At 70.4% G+C, this 17016-nt stretch carries 14 protein-coding genes; 8 read left to right on the forward strand and 6 right to left on the reverse strand.

What is annotated here, in order from left to right:
* Positions 1 to 352: 352 nt before the first annotated feature.
* On the forward strand, positions 353 to 1402 hold the full coding sequence (locus tag AB0B57_RS30865; RefSeq protein WP_357077725.1) for an ROK family protein: 1050 nt from the start codon (positions 353 to 355) through the stop codon (positions 1400 to 1402).
* Positions 1403 to 1516: 114 nt separating this feature from the next.
* On the opposite strand, the gene AB0B57_RS30870 is transcribed toward AB0B57_RS30865, so the two are convergent.
* Together AB0B57_RS30870 and AB0B57_RS30875 are read right to left on the reverse strand one after the other, a co-directional pair.
* Positions 1517 to 1717 carry a DUF397 domain-containing protein gene (locus tag AB0B57_RS30870; protein WP_357077728.1) on the reverse strand — a complete coding sequence of 67 codons (201 nt, stop codon included), beginning with the start codon at positions 1715 to 1717 and terminating at the stop codon, positions 1517 to 1519.
* Between the two features lie 5 nt (positions 1718 to 1722).
* Positions 1723 to 2568, reverse strand: coding sequence for a helix-turn-helix transcriptional regulator (locus AB0B57_RS30875; protein WP_357077731.1), 846 nt, complete (start codon positions 2566 to 2568; stop codon positions 1723 to 1725).
* Between the two features lie 277 nt (positions 2569 to 2845).
* On the opposite strand from AB0B57_RS30875, the gene AB0B57_RS30880 reads away from it, so the two are divergent.
* A complete protein-coding gene (locus AB0B57_RS30880) occupies positions 2846 to 3064 on the forward strand; it encodes a hypothetical protein (protein ID WP_357077734.1) in 219 nt (72 codons plus the stop codon).
* A gap of 194 nt (positions 3065 to 3258) precedes the next feature.
* Complete coding sequence (locus AB0B57_RS30885) at positions 3259 to 4359, forward strand: D-alanine--D-alanine ligase family protein (protein WP_357077737.1); 1101 nt, start codon at positions 3259 to 3261, stop codon at positions 4357 to 4359.
* A 48-nt stretch (positions 4360 to 4407) separates the two neighbouring features.
* Here the strand turns inward: AB0B57_RS30885 and AB0B57_RS30890 are convergent, their stop codons facing one another.
* Positions 4408 to 5100: a DUF3515 family protein gene (locus AB0B57_RS30890; protein ID WP_357077740.1), complete on the reverse strand. Its 693-nt coding sequence runs from the start codon at positions 5098 to 5100 to the stop codon at positions 4408 to 4410.
* The gene (locus AB0B57_RS30895) at positions 5101 to 5334 is read right to left on the reverse strand and encodes an Lrp/AsnC ligand binding domain-containing protein (RefSeq protein WP_013284547.1); all 234 of its coding nucleotides are present in this window, start codon (positions 5332 to 5334) and stop codon (positions 5101 to 5103) included. It abuts the gene before it with no gap.
* A 96-nt stretch (positions 5335 to 5430) separates the two neighbouring features.
* Between AB0B57_RS30895 and AB0B57_RS30900 the strand changes: the two genes are divergently transcribed.
* Both AB0B57_RS30900 and AB0B57_RS30905 read left to right on the forward strand, forming a co-directional pair.
* Positions 5431 to 6420, forward strand: a complete 990-nt coding sequence (locus tag AB0B57_RS30900; protein WP_357077743.1) for a thiamine-phosphate kinase — start codon at positions 5431 to 5433, stop codon at positions 6418 to 6420.
* Positions 6421 to 6449: 29 nt separating this feature from the next.
* Positions 6450 to 6911: a GNAT family N-acetyltransferase gene (locus AB0B57_RS30905; RefSeq protein WP_357077746.1), complete on the forward strand. Its 462-nt coding sequence runs from the start codon at positions 6450 to 6452 to the stop codon at positions 6909 to 6911.
* A 100-nt stretch (positions 6912 to 7011) separates the two neighbouring features.
* On the opposite strand, the gene rpmB is transcribed toward AB0B57_RS30905, so the two are convergent.
* Positions 7012 to 7203, reverse strand: a complete 192-nt coding sequence (rpmB, locus tag AB0B57_RS30910) for a 50S ribosomal protein L28 (RefSeq protein WP_091671657.1) — start codon at positions 7201 to 7203, stop codon at positions 7012 to 7014.
* Between the two features lie 301 nt (positions 7204 to 7504).
* Between rpmB and AB0B57_RS30915 the strand changes: the two genes are divergently transcribed.
* Together AB0B57_RS30915 and recG are read left to right on the forward strand one after the other, a co-directional pair.
* On the forward strand, positions 7505 to 9118 hold the full coding sequence (locus AB0B57_RS30915; protein ID WP_357077750.1) for a DAK2 domain-containing protein: 1614 nt from the start codon (positions 7505 to 7507) through the stop codon (positions 9116 to 9118).
* On the forward strand, positions 9115 to 11313 hold the full coding sequence (recG, locus tag AB0B57_RS30920) for an ATP-dependent DNA helicase RecG (protein WP_357077753.1): 2199 nt from the start codon (positions 9115 to 9117) through the stop codon (positions 11311 to 11313). Before AB0B57_RS30915 ends, recG begins: the two co-directional genes overlap by 4 nt.
* Before the next feature lie 7 nt (positions 11314 to 11320).
* Here recG and AB0B57_RS30925 read toward each other — a convergent pair whose 3' ends face one another.
* Positions 11321 to 12109, reverse strand: coding sequence for an AfsR/SARP family transcriptional regulator (locus AB0B57_RS30925; RefSeq protein WP_357077756.1), 789 nt, complete (start codon positions 12107 to 12109; stop codon positions 11321 to 11323).
* A 274-nt stretch (positions 12110 to 12383) separates the two neighbouring features.
* Here AB0B57_RS30925 and AB0B57_RS30930 point away from each other — a divergent pair, with 274 nt between their 5' ends.
* The gene (locus AB0B57_RS30930; RefSeq protein ID WP_357077759.1) at positions 12384 to 16988 is read left to right on the forward strand and encodes a LamG-like jellyroll fold domain-containing protein; all 4605 of its coding nucleotides are present in this window, start codon (positions 12384 to 12386) and stop codon (positions 16986 to 16988) included.
* Positions 16989 to 17016 lie beyond the last annotated feature (28 nt).

The following is a 17016-nucleotide window of genomic DNA, read 5'->3' on the forward strand; positions in this document are numbered from 1 at the left end:
CAACGAGACCACCGCCTGGACACATCACCCCAACACCGCCACTGCTTGACACCTAAGCACCTGGGATGTCTTTGCTCTGCACCCGCCCGTGCACCACGAACGGTCCGTAACTGGCGCATGGGCGGGTGCAGAGCAAAGGCGGGTGAGAGGAGGGTGGGGGCGAGACCCGGCGGCGGCGCCACGGCACCGTCGAGCTGACCGCGGCGTGCGCGAGACCGGATCTTCTGGTCAAACGGGACGTGCGGTGACGCTTGTCGGTACCTCTGCCAGCCGGCGGGTGGCCGGGCGTGGCGGGGGAGAGGGGTTGGCACTAGCCTCGGCTCACACTCTTACGGGCGGGAGGCGGTTTTCGGTGGGCAGCGCAGGGGTGCCGGTGGTCGTCGGGCTGGACAACGGCGGCACCAGCAACAACGCCACCGTGCTGACGGTGGACGGCCGCTTCCTGGTGGACGGGCTGTTGGAGATCCCCAGCGAGGTGCGGTCCGGGCCGGAGACGGCGATCGAGGCGCTGGCCCGGGCTCTGGACGGTGCCCTGGCGCGGACCGGCGTGCCGCGTGAGCTGGTCCGGGCGGTCGGGCTGGACACGCCCGGCCCGGCGAGTGCCGACGGTGTCATCTCGTCGCGGGGTTCCACCAACTTCTCGCAGCCGGCCTGGCGGGGCTTCGACGTGCGGGGCGCGTTGGAGCGACGCCTCGGCCTGCCGGTGATCTACCACAACGACGGCAACGCCGCCGCGCTCTACGCCCACCACGTGCACTTCGGCGACGACGCGATGAACCGCTCGTCGGTCTCCGCGATCGTCGGCACCGGGCTTGGCGGCGGTGTGGTCGAGAGCGGCCGGGTGATCGCCGGTGCCGCCGGGATGGCCGGGGAGCTCGGTCACGTGCACATCCCGCTGGGTGGGCTGCTCGGCCCGGGGCAGGGGGAGCCCAGCTGCGCCTGCGGCTTCACCGGGGACGTGGAGAGCATCGCCTCGCTGACCGGCATCGAACGCAATCTGCTGCCGTACTGGCTGACCCGCTATCCCGACCACCCCCTTGCCGCCGAGCCGGTGGCCCGGGCCGCGAAGTTGGTCCGGGGGTACGGCGAGCGCGGGGACGCCCTCGCGCGGGACCTCTTCACCCAGCAGGCGATGGCGCTGGGCCGCCTGTTCACGGTCGCGGCGAACTTCACCGATCCGCACGCGTACTTCGTCGGTGGTGGGGTGGTGGAGGCGGCGCCGGAGTTCCGCGACTGGTTCCTGGCGACGGTCCGCGAGCACACCGTGCTTCGGGAGGAGCAGGCGGCGGTGGCCACCTTCGCGCTGGTGCCGGACCGGGACATGGCCGGCGCCCGGGGCGTGGCGATCGCCGCGTTGGAGGCGCTACGTGCCGTCCCGGAGCCCCGTCCGCTCGTCGCCTGAGCCTGAGCCCGAGCCCGAGCCCGCCCCGGCCGCCGCGCCCGGTGGTCAGCGGGGCGGCGGTCGGGGCGGCGGGTTGGTGGCGCGGCCGGTCGGGTCAGCGTTGCGGCCTCCCGGTCACCGCAGGGGTGGTGCCTGGGCGAAGGCGGCCCAGGCGGCCGGCGGGAACAGCAGCGCCGGACCGGCCGGGTCCTTGGAGTCGCGGACGGCCACCAGCCGCGGGATCGCGGCCACCTCCACGCAGGCGCCCTCGTCGCCGCTGCGGCTGCTCTTGCGCCACGCCGCCGCGGACATGGCCGCTGTGATCGTCGGTGTCATCGGTCTTACCGTCCCTTCAGGGCTGTCAGGAGCATTCCGCGGCTGTCGGCCGGGCTGAGCGCCACGCTTCGGAGATGCTCCATGATCTTGGTGCAGGTCCGCGTCTCGCCGGCTCGGTCGAGGATCATCTGGCCGGCGACGGTCTCCACCGAGGCGATGATCGGATCTTCCGGATCGGCGAACTCGAGGATGTGTAGCGAGCCTCGGGTGCCCCGGTGGTAGCCGGCGGAGAGCGGGATCACCTGAACGGTGATGTTCGGCAACTCGGCCATCTTGACCAGGTGCCGCAGTTGGCCGTCCATCACCGACTGCTCGCCGACCGGGCGTAGCAGCGCGCCCTCGTCGATGATCGCGTCGAGGATGGGCGGGTCGTCGCCGGTGAGCCGCTGTTGCCGATCGAGTCGGACCTTGACCCGCTGCTCCACCAGGTCGTCGCCGAGGGTGTGCGGGCCACCGCGCATCACGCCACGGATGTAGTCCGCGGTCTGGAGCAGGCCGGGCACCACCGAGGGCTCGAAGTTGGCGATGGCGGTCGCCTCGGCTTCCAGCGCGATGAAGTCGATGGTGCGCGGATCGAGCAGGTAGGAGTACGAGACCCACCAGCCTGGCTTGCGGGCGTCCTTGGCGAGTTGCACCGCGGCGGCCACCTCCTCGGCACCCACCCCGTACGAGGTGAGCAGCGCGCGCACGGTGGCCGGGGTGACCAGGGACTGGGCGTTCTCGTACCGGGAGAGGGTGCTGCGGGTGCTGTTGATCTCATCCGCCGCGGTCTCCAGTGTCAGGCCGGCGGCTTCCCGGTGGTGGCGCAGGGCGATGCCGAGCCGGCGGGCACGGGCTGTCTTCGGGGCCATACATCGATGGTTGCACACATTCGTGAGAACGTCTGCATGGGAGAGGGTCGATGAGAGTTGCATTCATGGCTGTCCACGTGTCAATCTGTTAGCGCGTCCTCACCGCCGGTTGTCGTGGCGACGGTGGTGGTGAGCGACCGGAGGGATGGGGCGCGCGGCGATCGGGTTTCTCCCCCGTGCCCGATCGTCGCGTGCCGCGCCATCCCGGCCCGCCGGAAGGAGACGACGACGTGCGTACCGTTCCGGATCCCCCCGCCGTGCAGCCGGTCGGCCCCCGATGACCCGCTTCCTGGTGGTGCTCACCGACGTGCGTTCGGTCGAGGGCATCAACCGCGACGAGCGGACCGCGCCGGAGCGCCGACGGCAGGTGGTCGGCGCCAGCAGCCGGGAGGCCGCCGACCGGATCGCCGGAGCGTTCATGGCGCTGGGCATGGTGCGCGCCGGTCGGCAGCGGGTGAAGGTGATCGCGGTCGGCCGCCGACACTCCCGCGACTGAGCCGGCACGACGGCCGATCTGTCGCACGGCAATAGTCCCGTTACGCACCGTATATCCTATGCTGGCTAATCGCCGTGTCGCGCTGCGGCTCGCCGGGTATCGCCTCGCCCTATCGCCACGCACAGTAAGGTCAACCGGGTGAGCGCCACCGGCGAGCACGACCAGCCGCAGTCGCGTACGAAGAGGTGACCGGAGTGACCACCCCAGGCAAAACCCGCGTGGCGATCGTCTTCGGCGGCCGCAGCCCGGAGCACGGCATCTCCTGCGTCAGCGCCGGCAGCGTGTTCGGCGCACTCGACCCGGACGAGTTCGAGGTGGTGCCGGTCGGCATCACCCGAGCCGGTCAGTGGGTGCTGACCAGCGGAGATCCCGCCCAACTCGCGATCAACGCCCGTCAGCTACCGGAGATCACCGCCGACTCCGGCGACGACATCGTGCTGCGCGCCGACCCCACCGGCAACGGGCTGATGGTGCTCGACCCGACCGAGGGCCCCCGCGTGCTCGCCGACGTCGACGTGGTCTTCCCGGTGCTGCACGGCACGTACGGCGAGGACGGCACCATCCAGGGCATGCTGGAGATGGCCGGCATCCCCTACGTCGGGGCGAACGTGTTCGCGTCCGCGGCCGCGATGGACAAGGAGTTCACCAAGAAGCTCTGCGCCGTCGAGGGCATCCCGGTCGGCACGTACGCCGTGCTGCGCAACGGGATGACACTCACCGAGCAGGACAAGGAGCGGCTCGGGCTGCCGGTCTTCGTCAAGCCGTCCCGGGCCGGGTCGTCGTTCGGCATCACCCGGGTCACCGACTGGGCCGACCTGGACACCGCCGTCGCCGCCGCCCGGCAGTTCGACCCGAAGGTCATCATCGAGGCCGCGATCGTCGGCCGCGAGGTCGAGTGCGGCGTGCTGGAGGGCGAGGCCGGCGGCACGCCCGAGGCGTCCGTCCTGGCCGAGGTGCGGGTCGTCGCGGACCACGACTTCTACGACTTCGAGGCGAAGTACCTCGACGACTCGTGCGAGTACGACATTCCGGCCAACCTGCCGGAGCGGGTGACCCGCCAGGTGCAGGAGTACGCGGTCCGCGCGTTCACCGCGCTGGACTGCGCCGGCCTGGCCCGCGCCGACTTCTTCGTCACACCCGAGCTGGACGTCTACCTCAACGAGATCAACACGATGCCCGGGTTCACCCCGACGTCGATGTTCCCGCGGATGTGGGCGGCCTCCGGCCTGGAATATCCGAAGCTCGTCAACCGGCTGATCCGTACCGCCCAGCGGCGCGGCGTCGGCCTGCACTGAGTCGCCCGGCCCCGCTCGCGCAGGTCAGCCGGCGCGGGCGGGGTCAGCTCAGCGCTGGCAACCGGACGGGATGGCGCCGCCGGACGGCACGCTCGCCACGATCGTGCTGGAGATCGGTGACACCCACTGCAACGGCTGCTCGTACGAGCGCGGGATGCGCACCGCGACCGGCGTCTCCCGGTCGACGGTGGTGAGCACGGTCTCCGCGCCCTGCTCGGCCAGGTGCCAGCAGACCCGGTTGACCGTCCAGACCTCGTCGGTGGCGGGGAACGTCGGCTCGGTGCCGCCGCAGGCCACGGTGAGCGCGGGGTCGCCGTAGGCGGCGTTCTGCTCCGGGCCGGCGGTGACCGGCCGCTGGGCCAGGTCGCGGATGGTCGCCGGCAACTGGGAGAGCAGGGCCCGGCAGACCACGGCCGGGCGGGCGGCCAGCGCCGGGGCGGCCATCTCCACCGGGGCGGTGGACTGCACCCGGGCGGTGGTCGCGGACGGGGACGGCGCGGCGGCCGGCGTGTCCGGGGCGAGCCTGGTGACGGCCAGCACGGCCACCAGCAGCGTGATCGGCACCGCGATCAACGTGGCCACCAGAGCGGCGCCCCGATTGCTCCGGTCCCGGCCGACCGGCGCGGCGGCGGCCGGGTCGGCCGGCTCGCCGATACCGTCAGCCGGCTCGCGTGTCCCGTCGGACGTGTCGCGTGGGCCGTCGTCGTCCACCGCAGCGGAGGAGCTCGTCATCTCGTCCACCTACAGCCGCACCACCGAACACGTGAGGGTGCGCGTGATGCCGGGCACCATCTGCACCTTGCTGACAATGAGTTTGCCGAGTTCGTCGACGGTGTTCGCCTCGGTGAGGACGACCACGTCGTACGGCCCGGTGACGGCGTCGACGCGCACCACACCGGCGAGGTCCGCGATGAGACCCGCCACGTCGCGTGCGCGGCCGACCTCGGTCTGGATGAGGATGTACGCCTGTACCACGAGTAGACCTCCGTCCGTCGCCGCTCAGGAGCGGCCCGAACGGTGAAACTACCTTACGGAGCAGGTCCGATCCCTATCGGTGGTCAAGGAGCAGCGGTGAGCGAGCACGGCGGAGCCGGGCAGCACGGACGGAACGCCGGCGGCGGCACCAGCGTGTCCGGGATCGGGGAGTTCGGGCTGATCGGAAGGATCACGGCGCGACTGACGTACGGGCCGACGACCCTGCTCGGCCCCGGCGACGACGCGGCGGTGGTGGCCGCGCCGGACGGGCGGGTGGCGGCCTCCACCGACGTGCTCGTCGACGGGCGGCACTTCCGGCGGGACTGGTCCTCCGCCCGTGACGTCGGACACCGGGCGGCGGCGGCCAACCTGGCCGACATCGCGGCGATGGGCGCCACACCGACCGCCCTGCTGGTTGCCCTCTGCATGCCCGCGGACCTGGACACCGGCTGGGCCGAGGAGTTGGCCGACGGGCTCTCCGCCGAGGCGGCCACGGTCGGCGCGAGCGTCGTCGGCGGCGACATGTCGGCCAGCCCCACCCTGACTGTCGCGGTCACCGCGCTGGGCGACCTGCAGGGCCGCCCGCCCGTGCTGCGCTCGGGTGCCCGCCCGGGGGACGTGCTCGCCCTGGCCGGGCGCATCGGGTACGCGGCCGCCGGGCTGACCGTGCTCACCCGGGGCTTCCGCACCCCCCGGCTGCTGGTCGAGGCGTACCGGCGGCCGCAGGTTCCCTACCCGGCCGGGCCGCTGGCCGCCCGGCTCGGCGCCACGTCGATGATCGACGTGTCGGACGGGCTGCTCGCCGACCTCGGGCACGTGTCGGCGGCCAGCGGGGTAGCGATCGACGTGCGCCGCGCCGCGTTCGAGATACCCCGGCAGATGGCCGACGCGGCGCAGGCGCTCGGCGTCGACCCGTACACCTGGATCCTCGCCGGTGGCGACGACCACGCGCTGGTCGCGACCTTCCCGCCGGGGGTGGTGTTGCCGCCGGACTGGCGGCCGATCGGAGTGGTCACGGACGGTGTCGGGGTGACTGTCGACGGCGCGCCCCACGACGGCCCGGCTGGCTGGGACCACTTCCGGTGAGGCCCGGCGCCGGTCGTATTCTGGATACCGTGAGTGATATTGAGATCCGGGCCGTGCGGTTCGACGCATCGGTGGCGCAGCAGTTGATCCATGCCGCACTGGCCGACCTCGGTGTCCGCTACGGCGGCTCCGGTGACGACACCCCGGTCGACGCGACGGAGTTCGAGCCGCCCGATGGCGCGTTCCTCGTCGCCTATCTGGCCGGCGAGCCGGTCGGCTGCGGTGGCTGGCGCAGCCACGGCGCGGACACCGCGGAGCTGAAGAGGATGTACACGGCCCCGGCGGCGCGCGGGCGGGGCGTGGCCCGCGCCGTGCTGGCGGCCATCGAACGCTCGGCCCGTGAGCAGGGCCGCAAGCGGGTGGTGCTGGAGTGCGGTGACAAGCAGCCCGAGGCGATCGCCATGTACGGCTCCGCCGGTTACGAGCGGATCCCGAACTTCGGCTTCTACAAGGACGCGGAGGGCTGCATCTCCTTCGGCCGCACGCTCTGACCCGTGGCCTTCGGCGCTGGGTGGGCGCGCGCACGACAGAGCCGGCGGACCTCAGGGTCCGCCGGCTGAGCCGTACGAGAAGTTGTGTGGTGCCGCCGCGTCAGGCGCGGGTGACCTTGCCGGCCTTGATGCACGAGGTGCAGACCTGCAGCTTCTTGGTGTTGCCGCCACCGGCCGGGGTGCGCACCGACTGGATGTTCGGGTTCCAGCGGCGGTTGGTCTTCTTCTTGGACCAGGGCACGTTGTGGCCGAAGCCCGGCCCCTTGCCACAGACGTCGCACACGCTAGCCACGGGATACTCCTGGGATTGAAACGTTCATGAGGTTGCCGGCAGAGGTGCTGCACGGGCAACCGCGTCAGCCTACCCGATGTCCCGCCGAGGTGACCAACCGCCCTGGCCCGGTGATCAGCCGCCCCTCCGCACGTGGGCGGTGGTCGGCCCGCCGGGTGGCGGCGGTGGTTCCGGCGGCAACTGTACCTGGAGGGCGGATCCCGTCCGCCCGGGCCAGGGTGGCGGGCCGGTCGGGTGCGGGGCAACCGGACACGCCGGACGAGTCCGACGCGTGTCGGTGCGCGCCAGTAGGCTTCTGGCCGTGCTGGACACCCTCGACGCCGCCGCGGTGCGCCGTTGGTGCGCGGGTGGGCTGGCCGCGCTGAAGCGTCACCAGGGTGAGATCGACAGGCTCAACGTCTATCCGGTGCCCGACGGCGACACCGGCACCAACCTGGTGCTCACCCTCACCTCCGCCCAGCAGGCGCTCGCGATGGATCTGGACACCCTGCCCGACAGCGGCCCGACAGCCCACGGGCACGCGCTGCGGCTGATGGCCCAGGGCGCGTTGCTCGGGGCACGGGGCAACTCCGGGGTGATCCTCGCGCAGATCCTGCGGGGGTTCGCCGACGAGCTCACCGTGGCCCCGGCGGTGCGCGGCCGGGAGTTGGCCGCCGCGCTGCGCTCGGGCACCGCCGCGGCGTACACCGCTGTCGCCCAGCCGGTCGAGGGCACCCTGCTCACCGTGGTCGCGGCGGCCGCCGCCGCGGCCGACCGGGCCGACAGCGACGACCTGCCGGCGGTGGCCCGCCTCGCGGCCCGGGCGGCGGCCGAGGCGCTCGCCCGGACCCCGGAGCAGCTGCCGGCACTGGCCCGCGCGGGCGTCGTCGACGCGGGTGGGCGAGGGCTCTGCGTGCTGCTGGACGCCCTGGTCGAGGTGCTGACCGGGGAGAGCACCGCCGGGCCCGCACCGACGCCGCGCTCCGCCCGCCCGGCGGCCACCGTCGCGCGGGAGACCGGTTCCGACGAGTACGCGTACGAGGTGCAGTTCCTGCTCGACGCGGGGGCCGAGGCGGTGGCCCGGATGCGGCGGGCGCTCGCCGCACTGGGGGATTCGCTCGTCGTCGTCGGCGACGGGCGCGAGCCGGAGAGCACCTGGAACGTGCACGTGCACGTCAACGACGTGGGCGCGGCGGTCGAGGCGGGTGTCGCCGCCGGCCGCCCGTACCGGATCTCGGTGACCCGCTTCGCCGACCAACCGGAGCCGCCCCGCGGCCCGGTGTCGGACGGCCGGGCCGCGGTGGTGGTGGCCACCGGCGGCGGCATCGCCGAGCTGTTCGCCGCGGAGGGCGCGACAGTGGTGCCGGGCAACCCGTCCACGGGTGAGCTGCTGGACGCGATCCGTGGCACCGGCGCGGCCCGGGTGGTGATGCTGCCCAACGACCCCAACACGCAGGCGGTGGCGAGCGCGGCAGCCCGCGAGGCGCATCGACACGGCATCAAGGTGAGCGTGGTGCCGACCCGCTCGCCCGTGCAGGCCCTCGCAGCCCTCGCGGTCCGCGACGCCGACCGCCGCTTCGAGGACGACGTGATCGCGATGGCCGAGGCCGCCGGGGCCTGCCGTTACGCCGAGGTCTGCCATGCCAGCCGGGAGGCGCTGACCGTGGCCGGCCCGTGCCGTCCCGGTGACGTGCTGGCGCTTGTCGAGGGCGAGGTGCACCTGATCGGCACCGACCTCACCGACACCTGCGCGGCGGTTGTCGACCGGATGCTCGGCGGCGGGGGCGAGCTGGTCACCCTGTTGGCCGGGGCCGACGCTCCGGCCGGGCTCACCGATGCCGTCCGCGCGCACGTCGCGAGGCGCTGGCCGTTCGTCGAGGTGCACACGTACCCGGGCGGCCAACCGTTTTATCCGCTCCTGGTAGGGATCGAATGAGCGAACCAGCCACCGTGGACACTCCGCTGAAGAAGCTGGTCGGGGACAAGACAGCCAAGGCGCTGGCCGCACACCTCGACCTGCACACCGCGGGTGACCTGGTCTATCACTTCCCGCGTCGCTACGACGAGCGTGGCGAGCACACCGACATCCGCTCGCTGGACGTCGGCGAGCAGGTCACCGTGCTGGCCCAGGTGCAGCGCACCGCCGTGCGCCCGATGCGGCAGCGACGGGGCAACCTGCTGGAGGTGACCGTCGGTGACGGCTCCGGTGGGCTGCTGACGTTGACCTTCTTCGGCAACCAGGCGTGGCGCGAGCGGGAGCTGCGCCCCGGCCGGTGGGGGCTGTTCGCCGGCAAGGTCACCGAGTTCCGGGGCAACCGGCAGCTCAACGGCCCGGAGTACGTCCTGCTCGGCGAGGGTGGTGACGGCGAGGCGGCGGCCAGCGACGAGATCGAGGAGTTCGCCGGTGCGCTGATCCCCGTCTACCCGGCCGCCGCGGCGGTGCCGACCTGGGTGATCGCGCGGTGTGTGCGGGTCGTGCTGGACACGTTCACCCCACCGGACGATCCGCTGCCGGGCGAGGTGCGCGCCAGCCGCAAGCTGGTCGGGTTGGGCACCGCCTTGACGGAGATCCACCGGCCGTCCAGCAAGGAGGCACTGTACCGGGCGCGGCGGCGGCTCAAGTGGGACGAGGCGTTCGCCGTCCAGTTGACCCTGGTGCAGCGCAAGCACCGGGCGGCGGACTGGCCGGCCCGGCCCCGCCCGACGCGTTCCGGCGGGCTGCTGGACGCCTTCGACGCCCGACTGCCGTACGAGCTGACGGCCGGTCAGCGCGACGTCGGCGTGGAGATCGCCGCAGATCTCGCCACCCCGCACCCGATGCACCGGTTGTTGCAGGGTGAGGTGGGCTCGGGCAAGACCGTGGTGGCGTTGCGGGCGATGCTCCAGGTGGTCGACGCGGGCGGGCAGGCCGCGCTGCTGGCACCCACCGAGGTGCTGGCCGCCCAGCACCACCGCGGCATGCTCGACCTGCTCGGGCCGCTCGGGCGGGCCGGCGAGCTGGGTTCCGCCGAGCACGCCACCCGGGTCGAGCTGGTCACCGGTTCACTGGGCGCGGCGGCCCGCCGGCGGGCGCTCGGCGAGGTGGCAAGTGGCGCCGCCGGCATCGTGCTGGGCACCCACGCCCTGCTCTACGAGGGAGTCGACTTCGCCGACCTCGGCCTGGTCGTCGTCGACGAGCAGCACCGCTTCGGCGTGGAGCAACGCGACGCCCTGCGGGCCAAGGCCGACCAGCCTCCGCACGTGCTGGTGATGACCGCCACCCCGATCCCGCGCACGGTGGCGATGACCGTCTACGGCGACCTGGAGGTCTCCACCCTCTCCCAGCTGCCCCGGGGGCGGTCGCCGATCGCCTCGCACGTGGTGCCGGCCGCCGAGAAACCCGCCTATCTGGACCGGGCCTGGCGTCGGTTGCGCGAGGAGGTGGCCGCCGGCCATCAGGCGTACGTGGTGTGCCCACGCATCGGAGAGGGGCCGGCAGCGGACGAGGAGCCGCCCCCGGTGGACGACAACGGTCGTCGGCCGCCGGTGGCGGTGACCGAGGTGGCCCCGCTGCTGGCCGAGGGGCCGCTGCACGGGCTGCGGATCGGGGTGCTGCACGGTCGCCTGCCGGCCGACGAGAAGGACGCCGTGATGCGCTCCTTCGCCGCCGGTGACCTGGACGTGCTGGTGGCGACCACGGTGATCGAGGTCGGCGTGGACGTGCCGAACGCCACCGTGATGATCGTGCTGGACGCCGACCGGTTCGGGGTCTCCCAACTGCACCAGTTGCGGGGGCGGGTCGGCCGGGGCGCCGCCGCCGGGCTCTGCCTGCTGGTCAGCGAGGCGGCCGAGGGCTCGTCGGCACGGGAACGGCTGGACGCGGTGGCGTCCACGAGCGACGGCTTCAAGCTCGCCGAGTTGGATCTGGAGCAGCGCCGCGAGGGTGACGTGCTGGGTGCGACCCAGTCCGGGCACCGCTCCCACCTGCGGCTGCTGTCGCTGCGCCGCGACGCCGACCTGATCCGCGACGCCCGCGCCGAGGCGATCACCCTGATCGAGGACGACCCGGACCTGACGCGTAATCCGGCGCTGGCCGCCTCGGTCGCCGCACTCGTCGACGAGGAACGCGCCGAATACCTGGAGAAGGGCTGAGGCTCTCCTAGCGCAGCGCGTGCCGGGCGATGACGAGGTCGTCGCGTTGCAGGATCGCGACCTGTAGCTGTTGGAGGCGTCCAGACGGCTCGATGCCCAGGGCTTCGCCGAAGGACCTACGAGCTTTCTGGTAGGCGCCGAGTGCTCCGGCCGGATCGCCGGTGAGGTACAGCGCTCGCATGAGTTGTTCCCAGGGGCGGTCGCGCAGGGGCTGGTCGAGCACGAGGGCACGGATGTCGTGCAGGAGGCTGCTGGTGGCTCCGAGCGCAAGGCGTGCGTCGACGAAGTCTTCGGTGGCGATGATGCGCTGTTCGTCGAGGTCGGCGAGTTGTTGTGTGATGGTGCCGGTGGCGGTGATGTTGTCGCCCGCCGGGCCTCGCCAGAGCGCGAGAGCGTCGTGCAGCAGCGCTGCCGCGGGGGCGTGGTCGCCGGCCCTGAGGTGGGCCTGGCCGCGTCGGGCGAGGTCGGAGAAGACGTTGACGTCCAACTCCTTGGGTCCAAGGGTGAAGAGGTAGCCGCCACCGTCGGAGACGGTGACCAGCCGTGCCGCCAGACGGGGATCGGCGTTACCCAGGATGGCGCGTACCCGAGCGAGGTAACTGCGGAGATTTGACAACGCAGAGCGGGGTGGCGTCGCCCAGAGCGACTGGACGAGTCTGCGGTTGCTGACGCGCTGCCCGCCAGCGAGGAGAAGCGCAGCAAGCACCGCCCTGAGCATGGCCGCAGCGTCCAGGCTCAGGACTGCTCCGTCAACAGATGCCTCCAACGTGCCGAGGAGGGCAAATCTGATCTCCAACCGGACTCCCCTGTGTGACTCGATCACGACCGTAGGTGTCGCACTGGCAACTCACAAGCCCGCGCCACGATGAAACGAAACTTTTCGATGTGCGGGTGATGTGCTGATCGGCATGCGGCCGATGCGCAACGGCTGGTCAGCATGATCTGTCAGCTGGGCTGTGAGTGTTGGGGGAGCCATGGGCCACCGTGGGCATCGTGTTTTCTGCGTCGGGGTCGGCGCTCGTAGAACGTGGCGGTCGTCGCTCGCGGTCTTGGTAGCTCTGCTGTTGCCCATGTCAGTGGTGGTGCTCGACGGACCGGTTGCCGCGCTGGCAGCACCGTCACCGAGATGTCCTGATTCGGCGAACGATGAGGCGACGGCAACCCGAGCCGCAGCCTCTTGTCGTGGCCAGGTCGAGGTGGCGTCCGCGCGGGACGAGAAGCTGCAGGTGTTCGCGAACCCGAACGGCTCCTTCACCGCCCGCGTCGCAGCCACCGCCCAGCGCGTACGCGACCGGTCCGGCCAGTGGGTCAAGCCGGATCCGGCACTGCACCTGGCCGCTGACGGCAGCATCGTCCCGGCCGCGACCTCGCTACGGATCTCGTTCTCCGGGGGCGGCACCGGGCCGGCCGCAACCATCGGCAAGGGCTCCGCCGAGTTGAGCCTGCACTGGCCGACCGCGCTTCCCACACCGAAGCTCAGCGGCGCCCGCGCCACGTACCCGGAGGTTCTTCCCGGTGTCGACCTGGTGTTGACCGCGGAGGTTGAGGGCTACTCCGAGTTGTTGGTGGTCAAGGACGCCAAGGCCGCCGCCAACCCTGCCCTGGCCAACGTGCGTTTTGGCACCACCAGCAAGGGTCTGCGGCTTCGGCAGGGCCCGGCCGGCGACCTGACGGCGGTCGACAATGCGGGCGTCACGCTGTTTGGTTCCGGCGCGCCGGCGATGTGGGACTCCTCGGAGTCCACAGACCGCGCTGCCGGGCCGAACCTGGGCTCACGGCTGGCCGGCCCCGCCGCAGCGCAGGCGGCGATGCCAGTTCAGCTCACCGGCACCGAACTCGTGGTTCGTCCGGATGTCAACATGCTCCGCGACAAGGCGACGACGTACCCGGTCTACATCGACCCGGCGTTCGGCAAGTCCGCCTGGACCATGATCAACAGCACCTATCCGACCCAGCCCTACTGGAGCTACGACAAGCAGGACTGCCCCGACCCGTACGGATCCATCCAGTGCGCCAAGGTGGGTTACACCAACACACCGAAGAGCATGATCTACCGGTCCTTGTTCGCCTTCGGAATCGGCAGTCTCCTGCACAAGCACGTGCAGGACGCCAAGCTGTCGATGGACACCGTGTACTCCTGGACGAACACCGACTACGGCACGCAGGTGCGGGTGACCGGGGGAATCAACTCCGGCACCACCTGGTCGAACAACGCCGCCAGCTGGGGCGCGGTGGTGGCCACGGCCAACAGCCACGCACATGACCGGGTGCGCCGCCGCACCGAGTGGGGCGTCACCAGCGCCTTGCAGGCGGCATCCGGGGGGACGTCCAGCACTCTGACGCTCGGCCTTCGGGCGGTGAGCGAGTCGGACGTGAACAACTGGAAGAAGTTCGACGCCGGCACCGCCCTGCTGACCGTCATCTACAACTCGTACCCGAACGCGCCGGATTCGTTGAGTGTGGCGGGCGGTCCGTGTCTCACTGGTGCCTCTCGGCCGTACCTCCGGACGCTGACCCCGGCCCTGAGGGCACGACTCACCGACCCCGACGGTACGTCCCGGCTGCTCAAGGGCACCTTCCACTGGTGGAAGCTCACCGGCGGCACACGCAACAGCACGGACTCGGTCGCGCAGGGCTCGATCGTCGCGGGCCAGTACGCCAACGTGACAGTTCCGTCCGGACGGCTCGCCGACGGCGGCGTGTACGTCGTGCAGGCCATTGCCAACGACGGCATCGATAACGGGCAGTACTCGTCGACCTGCGAGTTCGAGGTCGATGTGACGTCGCCCGCAGCGCCCAGCGCGGTCACCTCGACCGACTACCCCAACGACGGCCAGGCCCACGGTGGTGTCGGCATGCCCGGCACCTTCACCCTGAGGCCACCGACGAGCACACCGACCGACTTCGCCGGGTACGCGTACACCCTTGACCCGGGTGTCAGCGCGGCGAGCGCAACCCAGGTGACCGCCAGCGCCGACCACACCGCGACGATCTCGATCAACCCGGTCGTCGACCAGGCGTACAACCTGCGGGTGTGGTCGCGCGACAAGGCCGGCAACTTCTCCACCTCGCCGTATGTCTACGTCTTCACCGTACGCGCGGGATCGGGACCGGATGCGCGCTGGACCTTCGACGACCGGGCTGGCACGGACGTCTCCGAGCACGGCAACACCCTGACGGTCGTCAATCGTGGCACCTGGACGCCCGGCCGCGGGGGCTATGGCAGTGCCCTGCTGTTGGCCGCCCCTTGGGCGCATGCGGTGACCACCGGATCGGTAGTCACCCGGGACCCGCAGACGGGCGGGCCTACCACCCTGCATTCCAACCGTAGCTTCAGTGTGGCGGCCACGGTCCGGCTGGACAGCACCGCCGGCGCCGGTGAACGGGCGGTCGTCGCCCAGGACGGTAACCGGACGTCACCGTTCGTGCTCAGCTACAGCATCATCGACAGGAAATGGCGTTTCGCCGTCGCAGACACCGACGTGGACGGACCTGCGATCGCTGCGATCCTTTCCGATTCGACGGCGGCGGCCGGAGTCTGGACCAGGCTGCTTGCCACCTACGACGGCACCACCCACGCGCTCCGGCTCTATGTCGACGGTGTGCTGCAGACGGCAACCGCGACGTCCACGACGTTCGACGCCACCGGCCCGGTGACTGTCGGGCGGGCACGGTTAGGTGGGACCCAGACCAGCTACTTCCCCGGAGCGATCGACGACGTTCGGATGTACGGCCGGGTGGTGCTCGCCACGGAGTCGGAGTTCACCCTCCTCAAGTTGCCCAACCCGCCAATCGTGACGACGCCGAACGGCACCTCCGCGTACGCCGGTCAGACACTGCAGGCGGTGCTGAGTGCTGGCGGGGACACGGCCGTGACAAAGGTGCAGTACCAGCTGGGCGTGTCTGGCGCGGTCACCACGGTGGCCCTGCCGGCAGCGGGCGGGCAGACGACGGTCAACGTGACGGCGTCCACGGTCGGCACGCCGATGCTCATGGTGCAGGGGATCGACGCGGCGGGCCTCAAGTCACCGATCGCCTCGACCCTGCTGAATTTTCGAGAAGCGCCCGCGCTCACCGGCAAGGTGACCGATGCGAACACTGGCGCGGCAGTGGCTGGCGTCACGGTGCGGTTGTCCCCCGGGGACCTGACGCAGATCACGAGTGCGACGGGGACCTACAGCTTTACGGGAATCGCCGCCGGCACGTACAACGTGACCGCGACGAACGGCGGAAGTGGCTGCACCGGTCGAATCGCAACCACCGAGGTCGACGTCGACCGGAGCTTCACCATCGACCTGATGCTGGCACCGCAGTCGGACGTCTATGGCTACACCTGCAAGACGGCGCCGAACACCGCCTTCCTCAGGGGTACCAAACCGTTGACATCCACTGAAGGTGATTCAGGTAACGAGGCGATTAAGTTCCCGTTCGCATTCCCGTACTACGGCAAGGTCTATGACACGGCTTGGGTGTCGACGCGTGGTGTCGTCACCTTCAAGGAACCGCATGGTTGGGTCCCAGCCCCGGCCGGCAGCTTGCCTGACCAGCTGCACGCGCCGCTCGCTGCGGTCCTTCCATTTTGGGACAACTTGATGGTCGACAGCTCTGCTGGCATCTGGACAGGAACAACTGGGAGCGGCGAGGAGCAGCGGTTCGTTGTGGAATGGCGTGATGTGCAATCCTGGCCATCTGACGCCACTTTTAGCTTCGAGGTGCTATTCGCGCCGAGCGGCGATATTACCTTTAACTACTCGGGTGGTGCGGACGACAGGTCGAATGGCGGCGCTGCCACGGTTGGCATAACCAGTGGCGGTGGACAGTATGGCCTGGAATATTCCTTCCAAGAGCCGGTGCTCAAAGCGGGTGCGGCGGTGACGTTCGCGTATCCTGATGACCCGTGGCCAATCCCGTCTGGTTCGCTTTCGGGGACAGTCTTCCGTGGTGGTTCGCCGGTTCCTGGAGCGTTGGTCGAACTCGGGCAAGAGCATGCTGTGTCGGACGACTCTGGCCGCTACGTCTTCACTGACCTGGAGGACGGTACCTACGGTATCGAGGCGCTCCAAGGGTGCGATCGAGGCAACGTGCCGAACGCGACCATCGACGGTGAAGTGACGGTCGATCTGCAGTTGAGCACTTACTTTGATGACTTCGGCTACTCATGCAGTCTGGAGCAGATGGAATGGGTTCCCGGTGAAACGGTGATGCCCAATGGTGACTCTGATATTCGCCTGCCATTCACCTTCCCGGCCTACGGTAAACAGTACACGACCGCCGAATCAATGAGTGAGATTGGGGTGTATCTGAAGGATCCAGATGGTGACTCCATCGATGGTGATATTGAATTTTGGCCGGGTGCAAATCCTGTGAGTGACGAGCAGTCAAGCACGTTGACTGCAGTGGTGGGTGCTGCCCCTCGCCGGCGGTTTATTATTGAGGGCCGCAATTACAGCTTCGAAGAGCGGCCGGACCTTCGCCTGACTTGGGAGATGGTAATCGGGGAGGATGGGTCATTGAGGATGGCATTCAAAGATCCGCCAGATCCGTCTCAGGTTCCCTACACCGAATCTGTTTGGTTCAGCGCCAATGGTTACTACGGGATCGAGTATTACGAGGACGGTTACGGCTTTCCTGCGGGCAAGGCCGTCGTGATTCACCCTCCCGCCATCGGTTCATGACGTGCACCCCCGCCTGCGCACCCCTGAT

The organism is Micromonospora sp. NPDC049101 (assembly GCF_040648675.1).
Taxonomy (GTDB): Bacteria; Actinomycetota; Actinomycetes; order Mycobacteriales; family Micromonosporaceae; genus Micromonospora.